The organism is Ornithinicoccus hortensis, assembly GCF_006716185.1.
Classification (GTDB): Bacteria; Actinomycetota; Actinomycetes; order Actinomycetales; family Dermatophilaceae; genus Ornithinicoccus; species Ornithinicoccus hortensis.
Window position 1 is genome coordinate 1,741,539 of sequence record NZ_VFOP01000001.1, and the last position, 25,520, is coordinate 1,767,058.

Below are 25,520 nucleotides of genomic sequence, written 5' to 3' on the forward strand. Positions count from 1 at the left end.
CATCAGTATCACTCCGCGGTGTGGCCCTGTCCTGCGGAGGTGTCGCCGGAATCAACCGGGACCCCGGACCGTTGGAGTAGTCGACAAGGTTCGACCCTGCAGCCCAGGAGGGCAGATCGTGACGGAGCGCAGTCCCCTGTTCCAACTGACCGACGAGGCGGCCCGGCAGCCGATGCACGCGCCACACCTCATCGTGTCCCTCGAGGGATTCATGGACGCCGGCCTGGTCAGCGAGCAGGTCGCCGACCACCTGCTGGAGGCCCTGGAGCACGAGGTCGTGGCGACCTTCGACGTCGACCAGCTGGTCGACTACCGCGGCCGCCGCCCGGTGATGACCTTCGACAGCGACCACTGGGACGACTACGAGGCCCCGAGCCTGCTGCTCTACCGCATGCAGGACCACGCCGGTCAGGACTTCCTGCTGCTGCACGGCTCCGAGCCGGACTACCGCTGGGAGGGCTTCGTCAAGGCGGTCCGCCAGCTCTGCCTCGCCTTCGGCGTGCGGCGGATGACGACCGCCCACGGCGTCCCGATGGCGGTGCCGCACACCCGGCCCGTCGGGATGACCCGGTTCGGCAGCGACCCGGAGGTCGTCGGCCTCCAGGAGGCGGTCTTCGGCCGCGTCCAGGTGCCGGCCAGCGCCGAGTCGCTGCTCCACCTGAGGCTGGGGGAGGCCGGTCTGGAGACGTTCGGGATCGCCGTGCACGTGCCGCACTACCTCGCCCAGGCCCGCTTCGGCGACGCCGCGGTCGCCGCCCTGGACACCCTGCTGGTGCACTCCGGGCTGCAGGTGCCGACCGCCGACCTGGTCGAGGCCGCCAGCCTCAACCGGGTGGACATCACCAAGGAGGTGGCCGGCTCGACCGAGGTCACGGAGGTCGTGGAGGCGCTCGAACAGCGCTACGACCGGTTCCTGGAGGGTCAGCGCCGCCGGAGCCTGCTGGCCTCCGAGGCGGCGGACCTGCCCAGCGCGGAGGAGATCGGTGCCGAGTTCGAGGAGTTCCTGCGGGAGACCACCTCCCCCGACGCCGAGGGCGACCCGGACGGTCCCGCCGACTGAGTCACCCGCAGCGGGTCCGTCCCGGCGCCGGGCGGGTCAGCGCTGCCCGGCGTCGGTGCCCTCGGACTGGCCCTCGCCGTCTGTCTCGCTCGTGCCTTGCTCACCGCCGTCGTCTGTGGCGCCGAACGGGGACTGGTAGGGCTGCTGTCCGTATGCCGGGGGCGGCGGCGGGGGCTGCTGGCCGTACTGGTCGGAGCCTGAACCGCCCTGCCCGTAGGCCTGGGTCGGGTCCTGCGGCTGGTCCTGGCCGTACTGGTCGTAGCCGCCCTGTTGCTGGTAGGACCCCTGGTCGTAGCCGCCCTGTTGCGGGTAACCGCCCTGCTGCTCCTGGTAACCGCCCTGCTGCTCCTGGTAACCGCCCTGCTGCTCCTGGTAACCGCCCTGCTGCTGGTAGCCACCCTGCTGTTGGTAGGACCCCTGGTCGTAGCCGCTCTGCTGCGGGTAGCCACCCTGCTCCTGGTACCCGCCTTGCTGCGGGTAGCCACCCTGTTGCTGGTAGGAGCCCTGGTCGTAGCCGCCCTGTTGCGGGTAGCCACCCTGCTGCTGGTAGGAGCCCTGGTCGTAGCCGCCCTGTTGCGGGTACCCGCTCTGCTGCGGGTAGCCACCCTGTTGCTGGTAGGACCCCTGGTCGTACCCGCCCGGCTGCTGGTACCCGGCCGGCGCGGCGGGATAGCCGGCGCCCTGCTGGTCGTAGGACGGCTGGCCCTGCGCGTGGTACTGGTAGGGCGCCTCTTCCTGCTTCTTCTTGCCCTTGCCGCGGGTCAACAGGGCGGCCAGGGCGAGCAGCAGCGCCAGGCCGAGCAGGACGCCGCCGATGATCAGGCCCAGCTCGCCCATCACACCCGAGGCGACGGTCCGGGTGGCGCGCGGCCCGGCATACACCGCCTCCTCGGCCCCTTGGCAGGTGAGCGTGTACTCGCCGGCATCGGTCCCGGCAGGCGTGCGGCCGACCTCGTAGAAGTCGGTCCCCCCGACGTCCACCGTGAACTCGCTGACGGGCCGCTCGAAGACGACCTCCTCGCTGCCCGACGTGGCGACACAGACGGCCGCCTCCCGCACCGCGTCGGAGCGGGCGTACACGGACATGCCGTTCTCGCTGATCCGGAGCGTGTCGCCCTGGTTGAAGCCGGTCATGTTCGGCTTGGCCACGGTGAGCGTGCCGTAGAGCCCCAGACCGAGCAGGACCAGGCCTGCCACGCCCAGGAGGGCGGCAAAGATGGACAGGATCTTGGACGGGCCGGTGCCCCGAGACTCGGTGTTCCCCATGCGCGCAACCTAGCGCACCGAGGTCGCGGCGGGATAACGAACCCGCGCCGGACGGCATACCCGGACAACCGGTGGCAGGATGTGCCCCGAACCGTCCCGTTGGGGCGCCAGGTCGATGAAGGGGATGCCCGTGGGACTGTTTGGCAAGAAGGACGACTCCGTCGAGGAGAGCCCGAAGACCATCGACGAGGGAGGCGTGGCCAGCAAGACGGCCAACGCCATCGTGCAGAAGCTGATGGACTTCGGCTTCGACGGGCTGGGCCCGCTGGACTCGGTCGAGGACGTCGTGAAGGAGTTCACCGCCAAGTACCCGGACCCGGAGAAGGCGATCACCAAGATCATCCGGTCGCACACCCGGCTGGTCGCCTCCGCCGGTTTCGTCACCGGCTTCGGTGGCCTGTTCACCCTGCCGGTGGCCATCCCGGCCAACATCATCGAGTTCTACGTCCTGGCCACCCGGATGGTCGGCAGCATCGCCGAGATCCGCGGGTATGACGTGCGGCGCCCGGAGGTGCGGACCGCGGTCCTGCTCACCCTGGTCGGCGCCGACTCCACCGAGCTGCTCAACAAGGCCGGCGTCCCGACGGGCACCCGGCTCGCCCAGATCGCGGCCAAGCAGCTGCCCGATGCCGCGATGATGGTGATCAACAAGGGTGTGGGCTTCCGGGTCGCCACGAAGTTCGGCGGCCAGACGCTCAGCCGGTTCACCAAGGGCGTGCCGATCGCCGGCGGCGTCATCGGTGCCGGGCTCGACACGTTCATGCTCGACAAGATCGCCGACAACGCCAAGGTCGAGTTCCCGGCCCGGCGTCGGTTGGCCGCGGTGCCCGCCGAGGACTGAAGTTATCCACAGATTCGGTCGCTCCCGGTTCGGGGGCGACCGAATCGGTCACGCTGGGGCGATGAGTGCATCCGAAGGCGTGATCAGGGTGCGGGGGGCAGCGGAGCAGATCGCCGTGCTTCCCCACCAGTTGGGGTACCAGCCTCGGCAGAGTCTGGTGGTGACGCTGTTGGGGGAACCCCGCAGCGACGGCGGTCCGCTGACCGCGGCGGTGCTGATGACCATGCGGTTCGACATCCCGGAGCCCAACGTGGTCAACCGGGTGGTGGAGGAGGTCCGGGCGGTGTGTGCCCGGGAGCAACCGGGGGCGGCCCAGATCTTTGCCTACACCGACGAGCGCGAGGACGCCCACGCGGTGCGGTCGCTCCGGCTGTTCGGGCAGGCCTGCGCCGACGAGGGCGCTGCCGTGGACACGCTCGCCCAGGTCAGCGACGGGTTCTGGTGCCGTCGCACGCACCTGGGCGAACACGACTGCCCGCCGACCTGGGCCAGGATCCCGGCGCTCGCCGACGTGCCGGCCGCCGCCGACCTCGTATTCCGTGGCGCGAGTCCGCTGGGGGACCGGGCCGAACTCGGGCGGGCCCTGGACGCCGACTGTCCATTGACGCACCAGGCCGTGCGCCAGGCGCTGCGCCTGCACGACGAGGACCCGGAGGGGCCGTTCGGGGATGTCGACGGGCCCCGCCGGGAGGGGGACCTGCAGGCCTGGGAGGACCGCGAGCTCCGGCACTACCGGACGTGGGCCCTGGTGCTGCGTACCGACCCGGACGCGCCGGCCATCGAGCAGTTGGGTACGGAGGATCTCGTCGCGACTGTCCGTTCCCTGCGGTACCGGGTGTTCCGCGACTGCCTGTTGGAGCTCATCGCTCCGAGTCAGTTCTCCGACCTGGACTCGTCGGCCCCGAACAGGGTCCAGGCGGCGCTGGTGCGGGTGGAGCGACGATGCCTCGCCGAGGCCGTCGAGGAGGAGGCGCGTGGGCGCGGGCTGGCCGCGCCGCCCCCGATCGACCTGGACCTGCTGACCCCCCGGTTGACGACCCTCTGTGCCCGGACCCCCCGGGAGCACGCCGTCCCCGTGCTCAGCCTGTTGGGGATGCACGCGTGGTCCAAGGGGGCAGGCACCCTGGCGAACCTCGCCGTCGAGCGCGCGCTCGCGGTCGATCCGGACTACCGGCTGGCCCAACTGCTCGACCTCGCCCTGACGGCCGCGCTCCGGCCGAGGCGCTTCACCCGGGAGGCCGCCGACCGCTGCGAGGGCCGGGGCCCGGACGCGGCCTGATCGGCGGACACGCCCTACCCCGGTGGGCCCCGACGGGGGACGAAATGACATGCTCCGGTGTAATCTCACCAACATTCTCTCGAGCGGATGAGGAGCACCTATGTCGATCATCGTGGGTTATGTGCCGACCAAGGAAGGGCGCGCTGCGCTGCGGCGGGCCGCCCAGGAGGCACAACTGCGACGGACCAAGCTCATCGTGGTCAACTCTCACCGGGGTGGGCGGGACTTCGACGCGGGGGAGGCCCAGCGCTTCGAGGAGGAGCTGGGCAAGGTGCAGCGTTCGCTGGACGCCGACGGTGTCGAGCACGAGGTGCGGGCCCTGGTCCGCGGAAACGAGCCGAGCGAGGACCTCATCGCGGTCGCCGATGAGTCCGATGGCGACTTCATCGTGATCGGGCTGCGCAGGCGCACCCCGGTCGGCAAGTTGATCCTCGGCTCCAACGCCCAGCGGATCCTGCTCGACGCCTCCTGCCCGGTGCTGGCCGTCAAGGCGGGCGACGACGACTGACCCGCGTGTGTCGGGTGGGTTCGCGAGGCCCCGGACACCGCGCTGACCAGCCGGGGAACAACTTCGGCGGCCCGGTGGTTTTATAATGTCAGTAAGCCGCTGATCGGAACGCAACACGATCGGTGACACATCGCGAACCCCCCGACCACTCTGGTGCTCCCGTGCGCCCTGACTGGTCGTCCCCGGGTGCTGCGCAGGACCGGCGCAGCAGAAAGTAGTTGATGCCACCCGTGACCCCCAAGACCGCCGCCAAGACCGCCGAGCCGACCGAGCTTCCCGCTGAGTTCGGCACCCCCGAGCTGACCACCCTCTTCAAGGAGGGCAAGAAGCGCGGACACCTGAGCATGACCGAGGTGAAGGTCGCGCTGGAGAGCGCGGACCTGGGCTCCCGGGGAAGCAAGAAGGTCCTCAAGACGCTGCACGACAACGCCATCGAGATCCGCGAGGACGACAGCTCCCAGTTGCCGTCCGGCCGGCGCCGGACCGCCAAGAAGTCCCCGGCCAAGACCAAGACGGCGAGCAAGACCACGAGCAAGACGACCGACAAGAAGTCGAGCCCGGAGCCCGCCGACTCCGCCCCCGCCAACGACGAGGCGCAGGACACCACGTCGGCCGCCAAGAAGCCCGCAGCGAAGAAGGCCGCCGCCAAGACTGCGACGAAGACCGCGGCCAAGACGACCGCGGCCAAGACCGCGGCCAAGACGACCGCGGCCAAGACCGCGGCCAAGACGACCACGGCCAAGACGACCACGGCGAAGAAGGCCGCGAGCAAGGCCGCGGGAGCGGACGACACGGCCGAGGACGGGACGAGCACCAGCACGGGCGCCGCCAAGGGGACCGCCCGCAAGACCGCCTCCCGGGCAGGCACCACCCGCGCCGCTGCCAAGAAGGCTGCCGGCCGCACGACGAAGGCCGCGGCGGGCAAGACGGCAGCCAAGAAGACGGCCGCCAAGAAGGCCGCCGCCGCGAAGGTGGACGACGACCTCGAGGTCACCGAGGCGGACGACGAGGAGGGCGAGGACGCCGAGGAGACCGAGGAGGCCGCCACCCCCGGCAACGCCAACAAGAAGCCGGAGCGCGAGGACGAGAGCTTCGTGCTCAGCTCGGCCGACGACGACGACGCACCGGCCCAGCAGGTCGTCACCGCCGGCGCCACCGCCGACCCGGTTAAGGACTACCTGAAGCAGATCGGCAAGGTCGCGCTGCTGAACGCCGAGCAGGAGGTCGAGCTCGCCAAGCGGATCGAGGCCGGCCTGTTCGCCGAGGAGCGGCTCAACTCCGGGGACAAGATCGAGGCCAAGCTCAAGCGTGAGCTTTGGTGGATCTCCCAGGACGGCAAGAACGCCAAGAACCACCTGCTCGAGGCCAACCTGCGCCTCGTGGTGTCGCTGGCCAAGCGGTACACCGGCCGCGGCATGCTCTTCCTCGACCTGATCCAGGAGGGCAACCTCGGGCTGATCCGTGCGGTGGAGAAGTTCGACTACACCAAGGGCTACAAGTTCTCGACCTACGCCACCTGGTGGATCCGGCAGGCGATCACCCGCGCCATGGCCGACCAGGCGCGCACCATCCGCATCCCGGTGCACATGGTCGAGGTCATCAACAAGTTGGCGCGGGTGCAGCGCCAGATGCTCCAGGACCTGGGCCGGGAGCCCACCCCGGAGGAGCTGGCCGCCGAGCTGGACATGACGCCGGAGAAGGTCGTCGAGGTCCAGAAGTACGGCCGGGAGCCCATCTCGCTGCACACCCCGCTCGGTGAGGACGGCGACTCCGAGTTCGGTGACCTGATCGAGGACTCCGAGGCGGTCGTCCCGGCCGACGCGGTCTCCTTCACCCTGCTCCAGGAGCAGCTCCACTCGGTGCTGGACACGCTCTCCGAGCGGGAGGCCGGCGTGGTCTCCATGCGGTTCGGCCTGTCCGACGGGCAGCCCAAGACTTTAGACGAGATCGGCAAGGTCTACGGGGTCACCCGAGAGCGGATCAGGCAGATCGAGTCCAAGACGATGAGCAAGCTGCGTCACCCCTCGCGCTCCCAGGTCCTGCGGGACTACCTGGACTGACCGGTGCCCGTGGCGCGACCGGTGCCGGGGCCGCCGGGTCTGCACCTGCACCGTGTCGCCGCCGGGGACTGGGCCTCCCACCGCGACCTGCGGCTGCAGATGCTGCGGGAGGCCCCGGACGCGTTCTGGACCACCTACGAGGAGGTCGCCGACCGCACCGAGCAGGACTGGCGCGCATCGGTGACCGGTGCCGCGTGCGTGCTCCAGGCCCGCTCGGCGGACGACACGCCGCTCGGCACTCTGGGGATCCTGCCGGAGGGGTATGCCGACGACGTCCCGTTCGCGCAGGGGTCGGTCAACCTGATCGCGATGTATGTCGTGCCGGCTGCCCGCGGGTCGGGGGTCGGCGACCTGCTGATGGCCGGCGCGCGGGAGCTCACCCTGGAACTCGGGCGGCGGCGCATCCTGCTCGAGGTCACCAGCAGCAATGCCGCCGCGATCCGGCTCTACGAGCGGACCGGATTCCGGTTCACCGGAGCCACCACCCCGCACCCGCGCCGCGCCGACCTGGTGGAGCGCGAGATGGCCTGGGAACTCACCGCCGCCGGAGGAGCCGGCTGACCCCGTCTCGGATCGCGTGGAGCCCGCTGCGAGGGAGCACCCGGTTGTGCACCCGCACGTTCCACGGCAGCTTCTCGTGGGCGGCGTCGACGACCGCCCGGACGTCCCGGGCCATCACCGCGACCTGACCCTCCTGCTGGGCGGTGTCGCTCGCGTAGCGGCTGCGCTCGAGGGTGTCGGCGGCCCGGCCCAGCGCCTCGTTGCTCCGGCGGTCCAGCGAGGTGGCCGCCAGGTAGTGGTCGCGCATCTCCCGGGGGCTGCGGGCACCCGGCGGCCCGACCCCGAGGTCCTCCAAGGAGCGGGTGAGCAGCAGCCAGTGGCCCTCGATCCGGTCCGGATCGTTCTGTGCGCTGCGCAGCCCGGCCTCGCGGTAGCGGCGACCCGCCCACGGCACCAGCAGCATCAGGGCGGCGAGCACCACGAGCCCGACCAGGACCCGTCCGAGCGTGGGTGCCAGGTCCTTGACCGAGTCCCAGAGACCGGACTCCTGGCCACCGCCGGTGGCGTCGTCGGGCGCGGTGGGCGTGGCGGTCGGCGTGGGGTCGGTGTCCGCGGTCGGGTCGTCCTCCGGCAGCTCGGTCTGGCTCTGGGCATAGCCGGGAGGGGTGTTACCGGCCCGGCCGGGCGTGGGCTCGAACCGGGTCCACCCCATACCGTCGATGTACAGCTCGGGCCAGGTGTGCGCATCGGAGGCCCGCACCGCCCGGGTGCCGTCCTGCTGGATCGTGCCGGGCAGGAACCCGACGGCCATCCGGGCCGGGATCCCCTCGTGCCGCGCCATCATCACCATGGCGGTGGCGAACTGCACGCAGTAGCCCCGCCGGGTCTGCAGGAAGTGGCTGATCGGGTCGGACTCGTCACCGCCGGGTGCCAGTTCCAGGGAGTAGAGGTAGGCCCCGGTGCGGAAGTGGTTCTGGATCCGGGAGGCGACGTCGACGTCGTTCGTGGCGTTGCCGACGACCTCGTCGGCCAGCGCGGAGATGGCCTGTTCGGAGGCCGGGTCGACCCTCAGGTACTCCTCGAACTGTTCCTCCTGGCCGGGGGGCGGGGTCGCCGGCTCGTCGCCGATACCCTCCGGCAGGCCTCCCCGGGGCGCGATCTCCAGGTAGCGGACCTGGTACGACTCCGGCGGGGCCTCGACACGGATCGCGGCCGTGCCCCCGTCCACCGCCCAGGCGACGCCGAGATCCGCCGAGACGACGGGGCTGGGTACCGCCAGGGCCGGAGCCCGCACGGAGTTCTGCACCACCGTGATCTCCGCCGTGCCGCCGGGCACGTCCGGGTCCAGCGCGCCGGTCTCCCCGCCCCACTCGAAGCGGTCCGTGCCGCGCTCCGCGGGCGTCTCGGAGTAGTCGGGTGGCAGCCACTGGCCGTCCTCGAACACCGAGGTGGCGGTGACCCTGAGAGGAGTCGGGACCGCCGAGTTGGTCCGGTAGCGGAGGACGGGTGCCTGGGACGGGTTGTTGAGGTCCTGGCGCAGGTCCATGGTCTCGGTGAACGACACCGACCCGCTGTCACCCCCGACGCTGCGCCCGTCCGGGTTGCGGGCCAACCCGTCGGCGAAGTAGGTGGGGGGCAGGTGGGGCAGCAGGGAGGCGGCGAGCAGCGCGCCGATGATGGTGCAGGCCCCGAGGACCCGGGCGACGGCGCGGTAGCCCGTCGGCCCGTGCGAGACGTCCCGGGCACCGACCGCCTCGCGCCGGTCCGCGGAGGACCAGCCGCCCACGACCCGCCCGCCCTGTTGGGCGATCATCACCAGCCAGGCCGCGGCCACGGCCACGAAGTAGTAGGGGGCCATCGCCTCCCCGGTGTTGGAGACCGAGACCAGGAACCCGGCGGCGAGGGGGATACCGGCCGCGGCGGGGGAGCGTCCGGTGACCCCGATCGAGTCGACCGAGAGCGCGGTCAGGGTGATCACCAGGACGATGAGGAACTCCACGCCCTCCGTCGTCGGGGCCGGGGCGGCGTAGGTGCGCAGCACCTGCCCGGCCTCCTGGAGCAGACGCGACGCGCCGGAGATCGTCTCGGGGGTGGGCAACAGGTACCAGAGCGTGTCGCCCAGGTAGCGGTAGAGGACCGCCCACAGGGCCACGACCGCCTGGACCAGCACGGTCGTGGTGGGCCCGGCCCCGACCGCCCGCAGGAGCGCCCCGGAGACGGCCACCAACAGCACCATGATGAGGGCGCCCTCGAGCCAGACGTTCTCCCGGAGCAGCGAGGACACCGGCCACGCCACGCACAGCGAGGCGACCGCCGCGACGGCCGCCTCCTGCCACAGGCTGCGGTCCAGGCTCGGCCTCATCGCACGCCCTCCGACCGGCGGGACCCGTGGATGACCTCCCAGGCCCCGGCCACCGGGTCCGCCGGCCCCACGAGGGCGGTCTGCCAGCCGGACTCGGAGAGCACCCCCTCCAGGGCCAGCGTGCCGGTGTCCCGGGTCGTGCCCGTGGGGGAGCCGGCGTCGAAGGCCGACCGGTCCAGCACGAAGGCCATCGCCGTGTTGCCCGGTTGCCGGATCGCCGCGAGGTTGCGCACCTCCTGCTCGTCGTGTGCGACCACGGCGGCCACCACGAGGACGCCGCCGGAGGTGAAGGAGTGCGCGGCCGCGATCAACGGGTCCAGCCCCGCGGAGCCGGTCGCCGGCTGGATCCTGGCCAACACGGTCATGATCCGGTCCAGGTCGAGCGGGTGCGCGGCGCTGCCGTCCTCCAGCGTCGCCTCGGTGAGCAGGTGGACCACGAAACCGTCCTGGATCAGGTGCCGGGCGACCGAGGCGAGGGCACTGACCGCCCACTCGTAGGAGGGGCGGTGGACCGAGCCCGGGTGGGCCGACGAGCGCGAGTCCAGCAACAGCACCGCCCGGCGCCGGGTCGGCCGGTCCTCCTGGCGCACCATCAGCTCACCCCGGTGGGCGGTGGCGGGCCAGTGCACCCGGCGCAGCTCGTCGCCGTCCCGGTAGGACCGGATGCTCACGTCGTCCTCACCGTGCAGGGCCACCATCTGCGGCAGCTCGCCCTCCGTGCCGCGGCCCTGCCCGCGGGGCCCCCGGGTCCCGAGGTCGTAGATGCGGGGGAGGACGAGCGCCTCGTCGGTGCGGGGCAGCTGCATGACCAGGTAGGTCAGACCGAACGGGTCGCGCAGCCGGAGGGTGACCGGGCCGAGGGGGTAGCTGCCGCGGTGCCGACTACGGATCGTGTAGCGCAGCTGGCGTTCCTCGCCCCGGTCCATCCGGGGCAGCAGGAACCGCGGCCGGTCGCCCAGCGCGTAGTCGAACTGCTCCTCGGCCAGGTACATCGGGGTGCGGGAGGAGCCCACGTTGGTGAACAGTGCCCGCACCTCACCGCGCTCGTCCGGCAGCATCCGGGAGGGTGAGACGGTGCGGAGCACCCGGATCGAGGGCGGACGCCGGCGCATCCACACCATGGCCAGCAGCGGGAGCGCCAGCAGCAGGATGCCGATCCGGGTCACGTCCCGGTAGCCGAGCACGATGCCGGCCAACGCGGTCAGGACGCCGAGCATCAGGAAGGCCTGGCCCCTGCTCGTCAGCACCCCTGGGCTGCGCATCGTATTCCTTCGTCCGGGAGGTCGGTCGCCGGGGGCGTCAGCCGCGCCCGGAGGGCACCGGCGTGCGGCGGACGACGTCGGCGATGAGGTCGTGCGCGGTGTGCCGGGCGAGCTGGGACTCACCGGTCAGGATCACCCGGTGGGCCAGCACGTCCCCGGCCAGGCCCTGGACGTCCTCGGGCAGCACGTGGTCCCGGCCAGCCAGGGCCGCGTGCGCACGGGCCGCGCGGAGCAGCTGGAGACCGGCGCGGGGGGAGGCACCCAGCCGCAGGCCCTGGTGGTGCCGGGTCGCGGTGACCAGGTCGACCACGTAGCGGCGCAGCGCCGGCGAGGTGTGCAGGCCGCGGATCGCCTCGATCTGCGCCTGCACCGTCGCCCCGTCGGTAACCGGTTGCAGGGCGGCCAGCGGATCGTGCTCGCTGTGCGAGGCCAGCATCGTCATCTCCGCCGACGCCTCCGGGTACCCCATCGAGATCCGTGCCATGAACCGGTCCCGCTGGGCCTCGGGCAAGGGGTAGGTGCCCTCCATCTCGATCGGGTTCTGGGTCGCCATCACCATGAACGGGGACGGGAGTGCGTAGGTCGTGCCGTCCACCGTGACCTGGCGCTCCTCCATGCTCTCCAGCAGGGCGGACTGGGTCTTGGGGGAGGCCCGGTTGATCTCGTCGCCCACGACGATGTTGGCGAAGACCGCTCCTCGGCGGAACTCGAAGGACCGGGAGTCCTGGTTGAACACGCTGACGCCGGTGATGTCGCTGGGCAACAGGTCCGGCGTGAACTGCACCCGGCTGACCCGGCAGTCGATCGCCCTGGCCAACGCCTTGGCCAGCATCGTCTTGCCCACACCCGGGACGTCCTCGACCAGCAGGTGTCCCTCGGCGAGCAGTACGGTGACCGCCGTCCGGACCGCCTGTTCCTTGCCCTCGATCACGGTCGACACGGCGTGGTGGATCGTCGAGGCCGTCCCGCGGATGCTGTCGAGGTCGGCGGACTGTGCGGTCGGGGCGTTGACGGACATGGTGCGATCTTGCCTCATCGGGGCCACGGGGACCGCACCCGAATTGGGGATCGTGTCCGCACTGTGATCCGTGGGGCGACCCGGGTCCGCGCCGCCCTCCGCCATTCCGTCGCTGCCCACCGGCACTCCTCCACTTCGCTCCACCCTCGGCCCCTCCGCGGTGTCCCGATCCTCCCACGCCCGCCCCGGGGAGCCGTCGTTCGGTGCGCTCCGCGACCGGACGCGGGGCCCGTGGGCCCGCCGTGGCGAACTTCCCCCACTTGGCTCCACCTCGGTTCACCAGCGGGTATTCGGGAAACCTGGTCGTGAAAGCGGTCAGGAACGATGCGTGGTGGAGGAAAGTGGAGTACTGTGGGGCGCCTAGGAGAGCAGTGGTTCGGACTGGCGCGGTCGGGAAGGGGTGAGCACCGGTGTTCCTCGGCACGCACACGCCACGGCTGGACGACAAGGGCCGGATGTTCCTCCCGGCCAAGTTCCGCGAGAAGCTCGCCGGCGGAGTCGTCATCACCCGCGGCCAGGAGCACTGCCTGTACGTCTACCCGATGGCCGAGTTCGAGCGGGTCGCCGCGACGATGCAGACCTCGCCCACCACCAACCGTGCCGTCCGGGACTACCAGCGCGTCTTCCTCTCCGGTGCCTCCGACGAGGTCCCGGACAAGCAGGGCCGGGTCACCATCCCCGCCAACCTGCGCGCGTATGCCGGGTTGAGCCACGAGTGCACCGTCATCGGCGCCGGATCCCGGGTGGAGATCTGGGACACCGAGAGCTGGAACACCTACCTGGAAGAGACCGAGCCTGCCTACGCCGACCAATCGGAAGAGGTGGTGCCCGGACTCATCTGACCGGCCGCGGGTGCGCACTGCGCTCCTCGGGCCAGGTCTCCAGCCGCTCACCGCTCCGACGTCCCTTCCCCGGCGCCGGAGCCACGTCGAAACGGTGGCGTCGCCGACACCTCTTCCCCGGTGCCGGACCGCCCCGGAGCGGATGGAGACCTGACCAGAGGAACCAGGCCACCCGCGGACCGCCCGGACCGGGCGCACCAGGACCCCCGACCTTGACCATCCAGCGAGCAGAGCGGAGCACCCCGCAGATGACCGAACGGGCAGCGGCAGACCGGCACCAGCCGGTGCTGCGCGACCGCGTGGTCGACCTGCTCGCCCCTGCCCTCCAGCAGCCGGGCGCGGTGTATGTCGACGCGACCCTCGGCATGGGCGGCCACACCGAGGCGATCCTGCGGGCCTGCCCCGGGGCCCGCGCCGTCGGGATCGACCGTGACACCGAGGCCCTGGCCCTGGCCGGGGAACGGTTGGCCGGCTTCGGGGAGCGGTTCGTGCCGGTGCACGCCGTCTACGACGAGATTCCCGCGGCGCTCGCCGAGCTGAGCATCTCCCGGGCCGACGCGATCCTCTACGACCTGGGGGTCTCCTCGCTGCAGCTGGACGAGGAGGAGCGCGGCTTCGCCTACCGGATGGACGCGCCCCTGGACATGCGGATGGACCAGTCGCGCGGGATGACCGCCGCGGACGTGCTCAACGGCTACAGCGAGGCCGAGCTGACCAGGATCCTGAAGGACTACGGCGAGGAGCGCTTCGCCCGCAAGATCGCCCGCGCCCTGGTCCGCCGCCGTGAGCAGGAGCCGTTCACCACCTCCGGCCCGCTCGTGCAGCTGCTGCACGAGGTCGTGCCCGCCGCGTCGCAACGCTCCGGTGGGCACCCGGCCAAGCGCACCTTCCAGGCACTGCGCATCGAGGTCAACGCCGAGCTGTCCACCTGGCGGGCCGCGCTGCCCGCTGGACTCGATCTGTTGCCGGTCGGCGGCCGGGTGCTCGTGCTGGCCTACCACTCGCTCGAGGACCGCATCGCCAAGCAGCTGCTCGGCGCCGGCGCCACCAGCTCGGCACCCCCCGGGATGCCGGTCGAGCTGCCCGAGCAGCGCCCGTGGCTGCGCCTGCTCACCCGTGGCGCGGAGCAGGCCGACGACCAGGAGATCGCCGCCAACCCCCGGGCCGCCTCGGTCCGGCTCCGCGCCGCCGAACGCATCCGAGAGACCGCGCCCGCCGACCTTCACGCGCCAGCCGACCACAAGGAGAACCGCCGATGAGCCAGATGACCGCGGCGCGAGCCCCGCGAGGCGCCGTCCGGGCCTCCCGGGCAGGCGCCGCCCGCCCCGCGCCGGGGAACCGTCAGACGACGCAGCGTCCCCGCCTACGGATCGTCGACGCGGCACCGCGCCGCCAGGGCAACACCGGGTTCGCCCTGCTCTGCATCGCCCTCGTCCTCGGGGGCCTGATGGCCGCGCTGATGCTCAACATGGCGCGGGGGGAGGGGGCCTTCACGCTCGGGGCACTGACCGCCGAGCAGACCCGCCTGCACGACGAACGGGTGACCCTCGAGGCCGAGCTGAGCGTGCTGAGCTCCCCGGAGACCATCGCGAAGGAGGCGGACAAGCTGGGCATGGTGCCCTCGCCCTCCACGGCCGTGCTGCGACTTTCCGACGGCGCCGTGCTCGGCGTGGCGGCAGGGGTCGACGGCAATCAGACCTTTACCGTGGTGACGTCCTCAACGACCGACGAGACCACCTCCGGATCCGACGCCGAGGAAGGGGCCGGATCGGGCACCACCGACGAGAGTTCCGGGGACGCGGACAAGGAAGGCTGACCTGTGGCGACGAAGCGTCCGACCCCTGCCCGCCGGGCCCGTCGCCGCTCACCGGCCTCCCGCGGTCTGGTCCACCCGCAGCGCCGGGCGCGGATCATGCTGTTCGGCGTGCTGATCGTGTTCAGCCTGTTCGCCGCCCAACTGGTGCGGCTGCAGGGCCTGGACGCCGCGTCGGTGTCGGCCGCCGCGCTGGACATGCGGCTGCGGATGGCGACCATCCCGGCGGCGCGCGGCTCCATCGTGGACGCCAACGGGCTCCCGCTGGCCGAGAGCGTGGAACGCAAGCACATCACCGTCGACTCCACCGCCGTGGTGGAGTACAAGAAGAAGGTCGACGGCGTGACCACCACGGTGGGGGCGCAGGGGGCGGCCGAGGACATCGCGGCGGCCACCGGTCGGGACCCGCAGGCGCTGCTGGACATCATGCAGGCCAACCCGGACAGCCAGTGGGCCTACCTGGTCAAGGACGTCTCTCCCCAGGTCTGGCAGGAGGTGCACGCGCTCGGCATACCGGGCATTTATGCCGAGGACTACTACAAGCGCACCTACCCCCGGGGCAGTTCGCACGCCCCGCTGGTCGGCTGGGTCGGTGCCGGGGAGCAGCCGGCCGGCGGCGTCGAGCTCATCTACAACGACCTGCTGACCGGCACGCCCGGGACCAAGACCTTCGAGAAGGGTGGGGTCGGCCCGACCATCAGCACCGCCGACCACGCGGAGGAGCCGGCCGTCCCCGGCCAGGACGTGCGACTCACCATCGACAGCGACCTGCAGTGGTACGCCTACGACGTCATCGAGCAGCGGGTCAAGGAGGCCAAGGCGGTCTCCGGCTACGTGGTGATCACCGACATCGACGGCAACGTGCTGGCGCTGGCCAGCTACCCCTCGTTCGACCCGGCCGAGCCGTCGCAGACCTCCGCCGGGATGCGCAACGCGGCCGTCGAGGACGCCTACGAGCCCGGCTCCACCGGCAAGCTGATCACCGCAGCGGCCGCCCTGGAGGAGGGCCTGGTCGAGCCGGAGACCCCGATCGTGCTGCCCAACCGCCTGCCGCGGGGCGGCACGCGGTTCAAGGACTCGCACGACCCCGACAACCCCTACGTGACCTTCGCCGGGGCCCTGGCCACCTCCTCCAACATGGGCACCATCCTGTACGGCGAGGCGCTGGACGACGACGTCTTCTACGAGTACGAGCGCAAGTTCGGGATGGGGAGCACGTCCGGGCTGGGCCTGCCCGGTGAGTCCCCGGGACTGCTGTGGGAGCCGTCCAACTGGGGCCCCACGACCAAGTACACGATGCTCTTCGGCCAGGGCCTGACCAGCAACGCCCTGCAGCAGATCGGGGTCTTCCAGACGATCGCCAACGGCGGGGTCCACATCCCGCCGCGGATCGTCGCCGGCACCCAGGACGAGGACGGCGGATTCGTCGAGGAGCCAGCCCACGAGGGCACCAGGGTCGTCACCGAGGAGACGGCCGACACGCTGACCAGCATCATGGAGCACGTGCCGACGCAGGACGGCACGGCGCCCCAGGCCGCGGTCGAGGGGTACCGGGTCGCGGGCAAGACCAGCACCGCCGACCGGGTCGACCCCAAGACCGGCAAGTACAACACCGTCACCTCGGCATTCGTCGGCTTCGCGCCCGCCGAGGACCCGCAGATCATCGTGTCGGTGACCGTGCAGGCGCCCAAGGTGGGCAAGTGGGGTGGCGAGGTCGCCGGGCCGGCGTTCGCCGACGTCATGCGGTTCGCCCTGCAGCAGCAGGGAATCGAGCCGAGCACGACCGAGTCCCCGGACATCGAGCTCACCTACGACCCGGACGACCCTGCCCCGGGGGAGCCCTCAGGTGTCACACTGGGCGACATCGCGATCAAGGACGAAGGGAACGACTGAGTGATCCCGTTGTCGCTGCACGAGGTCGCGGCGGTCACCGGAGGCCGGGTCTTCCCAGCCGGGTCGGGGGACGTCCTGGTCCGGACCGCCGTGGTGACCGACTCCCGGGAGGCCGATCCCGGGAGCCTCTACGTTGCCCGCCAGGGTGAACACGCCGACGGCCACGACTTCGTGGCGGGTGCCGCCGAGCGCGGGGCGGTCGCCGCGCTCACCGACCGCGAGGTGTCCGAGCTGCCCTGCGTGGTCACCCCCGACGTCCAACAGGCCTTCGCCGACCTCGGCCGGGAGGTGGTGGACCGCTGCACCGCCGCCGGGGGGCTGCGGATCATCGGCATCACCGGGTCCTCGGGCAAGACCTCGACCAAGGACCTGATGGCCCAGGTGGTCGCCGGGCTGGGCGAGACGGTCGCGCCGATCGCCTCCTACAACTCCGAGGTCGGCGTGCCGCTGACCGTATGCCGTCTGGTCGAGTCGACCGCCTACCTGGTCGCCGAGATGGGCGCCTCCGGCGTCGGCCACATCGAGTACCTCACCCGGATCGCGCCGCCCTCCATCGGCGTCGTGCTCAACGTCGGCACGGCCCACCTCGGCGAGTTCGGCAGCCGACAGGCCATCGCCGACACCAAGGCCGAGCTGGTCCGGGCGCTGCCGGCCGACGGCCTCGCCGTGCTGAACGCCGACGACGCAGTGGTGGCCGCGATGGCCGAGAAGACCAGCGCCCGCGTGCTGCTGGTCGGCACCGGACCCGACGCCCAGGTCCGGGCGGAGGACATCCGGGTCGATGCCCGCGGCCGGGCCGGCTTCCGTCTGCTCCTGCCCGGTGCGGAGCCCCAGGACGTCCAGCTCCGGCTGCACGGCCCGCACCACGTGGGCAACGCGCTGTCGGTGGCTGCGGTGGCCCAGGAGCTGGGGATGGAGGCCCCCGAGATCGCCCGTGCCCTCGGGGAGGCCGGGCCGGTGAGCCGGTGGCGGATGGAGGTCCACGAGCTCCCCGGGGGGATCACGCTGGTCAACGACGCCTACAACGCCAACCCCGACTCGATGCGGGCCGCGCTGCGGTCGCTGGCCTCGATGCGGGGCACCGGCCGGACGTTCGCGGTGGTGGGGGAGATGCGCGAGCTGGGCGAGGACTCCGCGGCCGAGCACCGCGCGGTGGGCGAGCTCGCGGCACAGCTGGGGATCGACGCCGTGGTGACGGTCGGGCCGGGGGCCCTCCCGGTCGCCGAGGGGTTCGAGTCCGCCGGCGCCACCCGCCCGGGCGGACCCGGCGCGGTGTTCCGCACCGAGGACGCGGATGCCGCCCGCACGCTGCTCGAGCAGGAACTCGGCGAGGGGGACGTCGCCCTGCTGAAGTCGAGCCGGGACTCGGGGCTGCGCCTGCTGGGTGATGCGATCGTCGAGGCGGCGGAGGCGAGCGACTGATGGTGACCGTGCTGCTGTCCGCGGGGATCGCCATGGTCGTGGCGCTGTTCGGCACACCGCTGTTCATCAAGTTCCTGGTGCGCCGCGGCTACGGCCAGTTCATCCGCGACGACGGACCGACCTCGCACCACACCAAGCGCGGCACCCCCACGATGGGCGGTGCGGTGATCATCGCCGCGACCCTGCTGGGGTACTTCGGCTCCCACCTGCTGCTCATGCTGCTGGACGCGACCGGGCTGGTGGAGCTGGGCAGCAACACCTTCACGATCAGCGCCCTGCTGGTGCTCTTCCTGATGGCCGGGCTGGGCCTGGTCGGGTTCCTGGACGACTACATCAAGATCTCCAAGCAGCGCAGCCTCGGCCTGCGCTCCCACGAGAAGCTGATCGGGCAGACCGCCGTGGCGGTCATCTTCGCGGTGCTCGCCCTGCAGTTCCCGGGCGACACCTACCGCACCCCGGCCAGCACCGCCATCTCCTTCGTGCGGGACACCAACATCGACTTCGCCGTGTTCGGCACGGTCGGCGGCCTGATCTGCTTCGTGCTGTGGGCCAACGTGATGATCGCCGGGGCCTCCAACGGGGTGAACCTCACCGACGGCCTGGACGGCCTGGCCACGGGCGCCTCGGTGATGGTCTTCGGCGCCTACGTGCTCATCGGGATCTGGCAGTTCAACCAGAACTGCCAGATCAACCCCGGTTCGCGCTGCTACGACGTGCGCGACGCCCACGACCTGGCGGTGGTGGCCGCCTGCGTCGCCGGTGCCTGCTTCGGCTTCCTGTGGTGGAACGCCTCGCCGGCCAAGATCTTCATGGGGGACACCGGCTCGCTCGCCCTTGGCGGCGCGCTGGCGGGCCTGGCGATCACCACCCACACCCAGTTGCTGATGGCCATCCTGGGCGGGCTGTTCGTGATGATCACCCTCTCGGTCATCATCCAGGTGGGCTACTTCAAGATGACCCGCAAACGGGTGTTCCGGATGGCGCCGCTGCAACACCACTTCGAGCTCGTCGGGTGGCACGAGATCACCATCGTGATCCGGTTCTGGATCATCGCCGGACTGTGCGTCGCCGTGGGCCTGGGCATCTTCTACGCCGAGTGGGTGGTCCAGCTGTGACCGCGCGTCGCTCCCTGGACGACCTCACCCACGGCGCCGCGGACTGGGCCGGCCTCAAGGTCGTGGTCACCGGGCTCGGGGTCAGCGGGTTCGCCGCCGCCGACGCCCTGCTCGAGCGGGACGCGAAGGTCACGGTGCTGGACGCCGGGACCGGCCGGCAGCACCAGGAGGAACAGGCCCAGATCCTGCGGGTGCTGGACGCCGACGTCCGGCTCGGGGCCGAGCACGTGTCCGACCTGCCGGCGGACCTCGCCGATGCCGACCTGGTGGTGACCTCTCCCGGCTGGCGCCCCGACCACCCGGTCCTCACCGCCGCGGCGGGCCTCGGCATACCGGTCTGGGGAGAGGTCGAGCTGGCCTGGCGGATGCGTCCGCAGGAGGGGGCCGCGCCCTGGCTCACGGTCACCGGCACCAACGGCAAGACCACCACGGTCCAGATGCTGGCCGCCATCCTCACTGCGGCCGGGTTGCGCGCCACCGCCGCCGGCAACGTCGGCACCCCCATCCTGGAGGCGGTGCTGCACCCCGAGCCGTATGCCGTGATCGCCGTCGAGCTGTCCAGCTTCCAGCTGCACTGGAGCGAGTCGATCGCCCCGGTGGCCTCCTGCTGCCTGAACGTCGCCCCGGACCACGTGGACTGGCACGGGTCGTTGGAGGAGTACACCGCGGCCAAGGGCAAGGTCTACGAGCACACCGAGCTGGCCTGCATCTACAACGTGCAGGACCCGGTCACCGAGCAGTTGGTCCGCGACGCCGACGTCCAGGAGGGGTGTCGGGCCGTCGGGTTCACCCTCGGCACCCCGGGCCTGTCGATGGTCGGCCTGGTCGAGGACGTGCTGGCCGACCGGGCCTTCATCGAGGAGCGACGGTCCTCGGCCGCCGAGCTGGCCACCCTGGCCGACCTCACCCGGGACGGGGTCCCCCCGGCGCCGCACCTGGTGGCCGACGCGCTGGCCGCTGCGGCGCTGGCCCGTGCCGTCGGGGTCCCCGTGGCGGCCGTCCGGGACGGCCTGCGGGGCTTCGAGCCCGACCAGCACCGGATCACCGACGTCGGCGAGGTCGCGGGGGTCCGCTTCGTCAACGACTCCAAGGCGACCAACCCGCACGCAGCCGCCGCCAGCCTGACCGCCTTCGAGCACATCGTCTGGGTGGCCGGCGGCCAGCTCAAGGGCGCCGACGTCGACGGCCTGGTCGCGGGCGCCCGCGACCGCCTGCGCGCCGTGGTGCTGCTCGGCCAGGACCGGGAGCAGATCGCCGCCGCCCTGACCCGACACGCGCCCGAGGTCCCGGTCGTGCGGGTGTCCGCCGCCGACACTGGGGACATGGGACGTGATGGGCAGCAGACTCGGGGGACCGCGGAGGCCCTGGCGGCGGTGATGGACGAGGTGGTGGACCGGGCCCTCGGCCTGGCCCGCCCCGGCGACGTCGTGTTGCTGGCACCGGCCGCAGCCTCCCTGGACATGTGGCCCAACTACGGCGCGCGGGGCACCGACTTCACCGGCGCGGTCGCCCGGCGCCGGGACCGGGGTGAGACCTCGTGACGACGCTCAACCCGTCGCGGGGCCGCGGCGAGCCGGTCGAGCCGCCGTCGATCACGGCCGCCCTCGCCGACCGCCTGCGGTCGCCGCTGGCGCCCTACTACCTGCTGGCCACGAGCACCGCCATCCTGGTCGCGATCGGCCTGGTCATGGTGCTGTCCGCCTCCAGCATCGGCTCCTACTACGACAGCGGCAGCTCCTACACGGTCTTCCTCAACCAGGTGGTCTTCGCCGGTGCCGGGGTGGTGCTGTGCTTGATCGGCAGCCGGTTGCCGATCGGTGTCTGGAAGAAGCTCGGCCTTATCGGGATCGTGGCGGCCGTCGGGTTGCAGGCCCTGGTCTTCACCCCGCTGGGGATCGACTGGCAGGGCAACCGCAACTGGGTGCGCCTCGGGCCGTTCCAGCTGCAGCCCTCGGAGTTCGGCAAGATCGCGCTGGTCGTCTTCGGCGCGGTGGTGCTCGCCCGCAAGCGCAAGGTGATCCACCGGATCGGCCACGTGATCGTGCCGTTCGTCTTCCCGTTCGCACTCATCCTGATCGGCCTCGTCCTGCTCGGGCACGACCTGGGCACGGCGCTGATCCTGGTCGCGATCACCGGGGGGATGATGTTCACCGCCGGCGTGCAGGCGCGGTGGTTCATCGGGGCCGGTGCCCTCGCCGGGGTCGGCGTGGCCTACCTGGCCACCTCCAGCGCCAACCGGATGGAGCGGATCGCCGCCTGGATCGGGGACTCCTGCACCAACCCCCACGTGCAGGGCTGCTTCCAGAAGGTGCACGCCGAGTACGCCCTGGCCGACGGCGGTTGGTGGGGCCTCGGGCTGGGCGAGAGCCGGGAGAAGTGGGGCCTGTTGCCCGAGCCGCACAACGACTTCATCCTGGCCATCATCGGCGAGGAACTGGGGCTGCCCGGCACCCTGGCGGTGCTGCTGCTCTTCGTGGTGATCGGCTACGCCTGCTACCGGATCGTGGCGGGGAGCCCGGACACTTTCGTGCGGATCGCCGCCGCCGGCGTGATGGTCTGGCTGCTGGCCCAGGCGATGCTCAACATCGGGTCCGTCATCGGGGCGCTGCCGATCATCGGTGTCCCGCTGCCACTGGTCTCCAGCGGCGGGTCCGCGCTGGTCTCCGCCCTGCTCGGGATGGGCCTGCTGCTGGCCCTGGCCCGTTCCCTGCCGGGGGCCCGGGAGTCGCTGGCCGCCAAGCCCTCGGTACTCCGGCGCACCCTCGCGGTGCTGCCCACTCCCCGGGTCGGCCGCCGATGAACCCCCCGGGAGCACGGTCGGTCGTGCTCGCCGGCGGCGGCTCGGCGGGACACGTCAACCCCCTGCTGGCCACCGCCGACTGCCTGCGGCGTCGGGACCCCGACGTGCGGATCACCGTGCTCGGCACGGCCGAGGGGCTGGAGTCCGAGCTGGTCCCGGCCCGCGGCTACGACCTGCGGGTCGTGCCCAAGGTCCCCTTCCCCCGCCGACCCTCCGGGGCCGCCGTGCGCTTCCCGGCCCGGATGCGGTCCGCGCTGGTCACCACCCGTGGGGTGCTGGAGGAGGTGGCCGCCCAGGCCGTCGTCGGCTTCGGCGGCTATGTCGCCAGCCCCGCCTACCTGGCGGCCCGCCGTGCCGGGGTGCCGATCGTGATCCACGAGCAGAACGCCCGCCCCGGGCTGGCCAACCGGCTCGGCGCACGGTTCACCACCCACGTGGGGGTGACCTTCCCGCAGACCAGGCTGCCGCACGGTCGCGTGGTCGGCCTGCCGCTGCGCCGGGAGATCGCCGACCTGGACCGCGCCGCCCGCCGCGCCGAGGCCCGGGAACACTTCGGGCTGGCCCCGGACGCCACGACCCTGCTCGTCTTCGGGGGATCGTTGGGCGCGTTGCGCCTCAACACCGCCTTCGCCGGGGCCGCCGGCGACGTCACCGGTGCCGGGGTCCAGGTGCTGCACCTGACCGGGGCCGGGAAGGACATCGAGCTGCCGGAGGGCGGCGGCGTGCCCTACCGGGCCCTGCCCTACACCGACCGGATGGACCTGGCCTATGCCGCCGCCGACCTGGCGGTGTGCCGGGCGGGCGCGGGCACCGTCTGCGAGCTGGCCGCGGTCGGGCTGCCGGCCGTCTACGTCCCGCTGCCGATCGGCAACGGCGAGCAGCGGTTGAACGCCGCCGACCTGGTGGCCGCGGGTGGTGGGGTGCTCGTCGCCGACGAGGACGTCACCGCCGGGTGGGTCCGCTCCGAGGTGCTCCCGCTGCTGCAGGACGCCGACCGGCTCGCCACCATGGCCCGGGCCGCGGCGGTCATGGGCCACCGCGACGCCGACGAGGCGGTCGTGGACATGGTCCTGGACGCCGTCCGGGGAGGCGACGCGGGGTGAGCGACGGCGTCAACGAACGGTTCGACTTCACCCAGCCGGTTCCTCCCGCGGAGGAGCTGGGGGCGGTGCACTTCATCGCGGCCGGCGGCTCGGGTATGTCGGGGGTGGCCCGGATGTTCCTCGCCTCGGGGGCGGAGGTGTCCGGCTCGGACGCCGTCGACAGCCCCGCCCTGCAGGCACTGGCCCGCGAGGGGGTGCGGGTCGCCGTGGGCCACGACCCGGCGAACCTCGGTGCAGCGCAGACGGTGGTCATCTCCAGCGCCATCCGCGAGTCCAACCCCGAGCTCGTGGCCGCCCGCGCGGCCGGGCTGCGCGTCCTGCACCGCGCCCAGGGGATCGCCGCGCTGCTCCACGGTCGGGACGCTGTGGCCGTTGCCGGGGCCAACGGCAAGACGACGACCAGCGCCATGCTCGCCTGGGCCCTCCGGCAGGCCGGCGCGGACCCGGCATACGTGGTGGGATCCCCGATCGGCGGCACCGGCACCAACGCCGCGCCGGGGACCGGCCCCTTCGTGGTCGAGGCCGACGAGAGCGACGGGTCGTTCCTGGTTTACCGGCCGCAGGTCGCCATCGTCACCAACGTCAAGCCCGACCACCTGGACTTCTACGGCACCGTGGACAACCTGAGGGCGGCCTACCGGAGGTTCGCCGCAACAATCCGCCCGGGTGGGCTGTTGGCGGCCAGCTCCGACGACCCCGGTGCGGCCGATTTGGCCGAGCAGCACCGTGACCAGGGCAACCGGGTGCTCACCTTCGGGTCGGGTCCGGCGGCGGACCTGCAGGTGGGGGAGAGCGTCCCGGGGCCCGACGGGCTCTCGACGCGGGCGGTGCTGACCGACACCCGGTCCGGTGCCACCCACGACCTGCTGGTCCCGATGCCGGGGCGGCACAACGTGCTCAACGCGGCCGCCGCCTACCTCGCGGCGACCGCCGGGCTCGGCCTGGAGCCGGACCCGGTGCTGGCCGGGCTCGCGAGCTACCCGGGGACGCACCGCCGGTTCGAGCCCGTCGGCACCGCCGGTGGGGTGCAGATCATCGACGACTACGCGCACAACCCGGACAAGGTGGCCGCCGTCGTCCAGGCCGGACGTGCCGTCGCCGGACCCGACCGGCGCCTCGTGGTGCTGTTCCAGCCGCACCTGTACTCCCGGACCCGGGACTTCGCCGAGGAGTTCGCCGCCGGGCTCGCCGCCGCCGACGTGGTGTGCGTGATGGACGTCTACGGCGCCCGGGAGGATCCCGTCCCCGGGATCAGCGGTCAGTTGATCATCGACCGGCTCACGCTGCGCGACTTCCGGGGGGAGGCCCGCTTCCTGCCCCAACGGGACGGGACGGCCCACCATGTCGCCGAGACCGTGCGGCCGGGGGACCTGCTGCTCACCGTGGGCGCCGGCGACGTGACCCGGGTCGGTCCCGAGGTGCTGGGGCTGTTGGGTGCCGCCGACCGGGCCGCGGACGAGCCGGACCGGCAGGGGCGGGGCGGGTCGTGAGGTGGCTGCCCCGCCGGCGTGGGAAGGGTCAGCAGAACACCCCCCACCGCCGGATCGCCGAACGTGCTGCCCAGGTGCGGCGCCGCCCCCTGCGCCCGCTGCGCTGGGTCGCCCTGCTGGCCGTGCTGGTCGGCGCGCTGGTCTTCCTGTTCGGCTACTCCCGGGCGTTCGTGGTCCACGACGTCGTCGTCGAGGGCACCGAGGGAGAGCTGGCCACCGCCGTGGTCGACTCGGCGGCCATCCCCACCGGGCGTCCGCTGGCCCGGGTGGATACCGGGGACGTGCGCGAGCAGATCCTGGCGGACCCGCGGGTCGCCGACGTCGAGGTGAAACGCTCGTGGCCCGATGCGATCACCCTGGTGGTCTCGCCCCGGGAGCCGGTGCTGGCCGTGCGGTCGGGCTCCTCGGGGGACTACCAGGCGGCCGACCGGGCCGGTGTGCTCTTCGACCCGGTGGGCGGCCCTGCCGAGGACCTCCCGAAGCTGCGGGTGCCCGAGGCGGGGGCACCGGAGGAGCAGGTGGCCGGGGTCGCGGGCCTCCTGGAGGCGCTGCCCGAGGACCTGCGGTCCCGCGTCTCGGACCTGCGGCTCCGTAGCTCGGGCACCGTGCAGTTCACGATCGGCACGATGAAGGTGACCTGGGGCGACGTGTCCCAGTCCGAGCTCAAGACCAGGGTGCTGACCGCCCTGCTCGAGCAGAAGAGCATCGACCCGGACAACGAGGTCCAGCCGGTCACGGTGGACCTGTCGGCACCGGAGACCCCGGTCCTGACCGGTATGCCGATCGCGCCACCGGAGGACTGAGCCAGACGAGGATCCGCGAGCCCGGGCGGAGCTGGGCGCCGGGACCTCACCCTCGACCTCTACTTGAGGTCCAGGGATTGGC

Annotated in this window: 21 protein-coding genes; 17 read left to right on the plus strand and 4 right to left on the minus strand. The window is 72.1% G+C overall.

The annotated features are described in order from the left end of the window. The first annotated feature begins 118 nt into the window (after nt 1–118). Nucleotides 119–1,060, plus strand: a complete 942-nt coding sequence (locus tag FB467_RS08080; RefSeq protein WP_141784646.1) for a PAC2 family protein — start codon at nt 119–121, stop codon at nt 1,058–1,060. Nucleotides 1,061–1,096: 36 nt separating this feature from the next. Here the strand turns inward: FB467_RS08080 and FB467_RS18725 are convergent, their stop codons facing one another. After that, nucleotides 1,097–2,326 (minus strand): hypothetical protein, encoded by a 1,230-nt coding sequence (locus FB467_RS18725; protein ID WP_194288302.1) that lies wholly within the window; start codon nt 2,324–2,326, stop codon nt 1,097–1,099. Nucleotides 2,327–2,456: 130 nt separating this feature from the next. Between FB467_RS18725 and FB467_RS08090 the strand changes: the two genes are divergently transcribed. From FB467_RS08090 to FB467_RS08110, 5 genes are all read left to right on the plus strand, one after another. Then, nucleotides 2,457–3,167, plus strand: a complete 711-nt coding sequence (locus tag FB467_RS08090; RefSeq protein ID WP_228393098.1) for an EcsC family protein — start codon at nt 2,457–2,459, stop codon at nt 3,165–3,167. Nucleotides 3,168–3,228: 61 nt separating this feature from the next. Continuing rightward, nucleotides 3,229–4,446: a DUF4192 family protein gene (locus FB467_RS08095; RefSeq protein ID WP_141784648.1), complete on the plus strand. Its 1,218-nt coding sequence runs from the start codon at nt 3,229–3,231 to the stop codon at nt 4,444–4,446. A gap of 100 nt (nt 4,447–4,546) precedes the next feature. Then, the gene (locus tag FB467_RS08100; RefSeq protein ID WP_141784649.1) at nt 4,547–4,954 is read left to right on the plus strand and encodes a universal stress protein; all 408 of its coding nucleotides are present in this window, start codon (nt 4,547–4,549) and stop codon (nt 4,952–4,954) included. Nucleotides 4,955–5,175: 221 nt separating this feature from the next. Beyond that, nucleotides 5,176–7,014, plus strand: coding sequence for an RNA polymerase sigma factor (locus FB467_RS08105; RefSeq protein ID WP_141784650.1), 1,839 nt, complete (start codon nt 5,176–5,178; stop codon nt 7,012–7,014). Nucleotides 7,015–7,017: 3 nt separating this feature from the next. Next, entirely contained in the window at nt 7,018–7,575 is a 558-nt protein-coding gene (locus tag FB467_RS08110; RefSeq protein ID WP_228393096.1) for a GNAT family N-acetyltransferase, read from the plus strand. Here the strand turns inward: FB467_RS08110 and FB467_RS08115 are convergent. Genes FB467_RS08115 through FB467_RS08125 form a run of 3 tightly spaced genes read right to left on the minus strand, consistent with a single transcriptional unit; the run spans nt 7,550 to nt 12,157 of the window. Next, nucleotides 7,550–9,877: a transglutaminase TgpA family protein gene (locus tag FB467_RS08115; RefSeq protein WP_141784651.1), complete on the minus strand. Its 2,328-nt coding sequence runs from the start codon at nt 9,875–9,877 to the stop codon at nt 7,550–7,552. The two genes, FB467_RS08110 and FB467_RS08115, sit on opposite strands and share 26 nt — an antisense overlap. After that, entirely contained in the window at nt 9,874–11,139 is a 1,266-nt protein-coding gene (locus FB467_RS08120; RefSeq protein WP_141784652.1) for a DUF58 domain-containing protein, read from the minus strand. Before FB467_RS08120 ends, FB467_RS08115 begins: the two co-directional genes overlap by 4 nt. A gap of 37 nt (nt 11,140–11,176) precedes the next feature. Beyond that, entirely contained in the window at nt 11,177–12,157 is a 981-nt protein-coding gene (locus tag FB467_RS08125) for an AAA family ATPase (protein ID WP_141784653.1), read from the minus strand. Nucleotides 12,158–12,567: 410 nt separating this feature from the next. On the opposite strand from FB467_RS08125, the gene mraZ reads away from it, so the two are divergent. The 11 genes from mraZ to FB467_RS08180 all read left to right on the plus strand — a co-directional run bounded on the left by mraZ (nt 12,568) and on the right by FB467_RS08180 (nt 25,438). Next, the gene (gene mraZ, locus FB467_RS08130; RefSeq protein WP_141784654.1) at nt 12,568–12,999 is read left to right on the plus strand and encodes a division/cell wall cluster transcriptional repressor MraZ; all 432 of its coding nucleotides are present in this window, start codon (nt 12,568–12,570) and stop codon (nt 12,997–12,999) included. A gap of 248 nt (nt 13,000–13,247) precedes the next feature. Further along, nucleotides 13,248–14,258 (plus strand): 16S rRNA (cytosine(1402)-N(4))-methyltransferase RsmH, encoded by a 1,011-nt coding sequence (gene rsmH, locus FB467_RS08135; RefSeq protein ID WP_141784655.1) that lies wholly within the window; start codon nt 13,248–13,250, stop codon nt 14,256–14,258. Further along, on the plus strand, nt 14,255–14,815 hold the full coding sequence (ftsL, locus tag FB467_RS08140) for a cell division protein FtsL (RefSeq protein ID WP_141784656.1): 561 nt from the start codon (nt 14,255–14,257) through the stop codon (nt 14,813–14,815). Before rsmH ends, ftsL begins: the two co-directional genes overlap by 4 nt. 3 nt (nt 14,816–14,818) lie before the next feature. Next, nucleotides 14,819–16,705, plus strand: coding sequence for a peptidoglycan D,D-transpeptidase FtsI family protein (locus FB467_RS08145; protein WP_141784657.1), 1,887 nt, complete (start codon nt 14,819–14,821; stop codon nt 16,703–16,705). Continuing rightward, on the plus strand, nt 16,706–18,127 hold the full coding sequence (locus FB467_RS08150; RefSeq protein ID WP_141784658.1) for a UDP-N-acetylmuramoyl-tripeptide--D-alanyl-D-alanine ligase: 1,422 nt from the start codon (nt 16,706–16,708) through the stop codon (nt 18,125–18,127). After that, the gene (mraY, locus tag FB467_RS18965; protein ID WP_141784659.1) at nt 18,127–19,242 is read left to right on the plus strand and encodes a phospho-N-acetylmuramoyl-pentapeptide-transferase; all 1,116 of its coding nucleotides are present in this window, start codon (nt 18,127–18,129) and stop codon (nt 19,240–19,242) included. Before FB467_RS08150 ends, mraY begins: the two co-directional genes overlap by 1 nt. Then, the gene (gene murD, locus FB467_RS18970) at nt 19,239–20,783 is read left to right on the plus strand and encodes a UDP-N-acetylmuramoyl-L-alanine--D-glutamate ligase (RefSeq protein ID WP_228393094.1); all 1,545 of its coding nucleotides are present in this window, start codon (nt 19,239–19,241) and stop codon (nt 20,781–20,783) included. The genes mraY and murD overlap by 4 nt, the downstream gene beginning before the upstream one ends. Continuing rightward, nucleotides 20,780–22,042 carry a putative lipid II flippase FtsW gene (gene ftsW / locus FB467_RS08165; RefSeq protein WP_141784661.1) on the plus strand — a complete coding sequence of 421 codons (1,263 nt, stop codon included), beginning with the start codon at nt 20,780–20,782 and terminating at the stop codon, nt 22,040–22,042. Before murD ends, ftsW begins: the two co-directional genes overlap by 4 nt. Beyond that, entirely contained in the window at nt 22,039–23,145 is a 1,107-nt protein-coding gene (gene murG / locus FB467_RS08170) for an undecaprenyldiphospho-muramoylpentapeptide beta-N-acetylglucosaminyltransferase (RefSeq protein WP_141784662.1), read from the plus strand. Before ftsW ends, murG begins: the two co-directional genes overlap by 4 nt. Continuing rightward, nucleotides 23,142–24,635, plus strand: coding sequence for a UDP-N-acetylmuramate--L-alanine ligase (murC, locus tag FB467_RS08175; protein ID WP_141784663.1), 1,494 nt, complete (start codon nt 23,142–23,144; stop codon nt 24,633–24,635). Before murG ends, murC begins: the two co-directional genes overlap by 4 nt. Next, the gene (locus FB467_RS08180; protein WP_141784664.1) at nt 24,632–25,438 is read left to right on the plus strand and encodes a cell division protein FtsQ/DivIB; all 807 of its coding nucleotides are present in this window, start codon (nt 24,632–24,634) and stop codon (nt 25,436–25,438) included. Before murC ends, FB467_RS08180 begins: the two co-directional genes overlap by 4 nt. Nucleotides 25,439–25,520 lie beyond the last annotated feature (82 nt).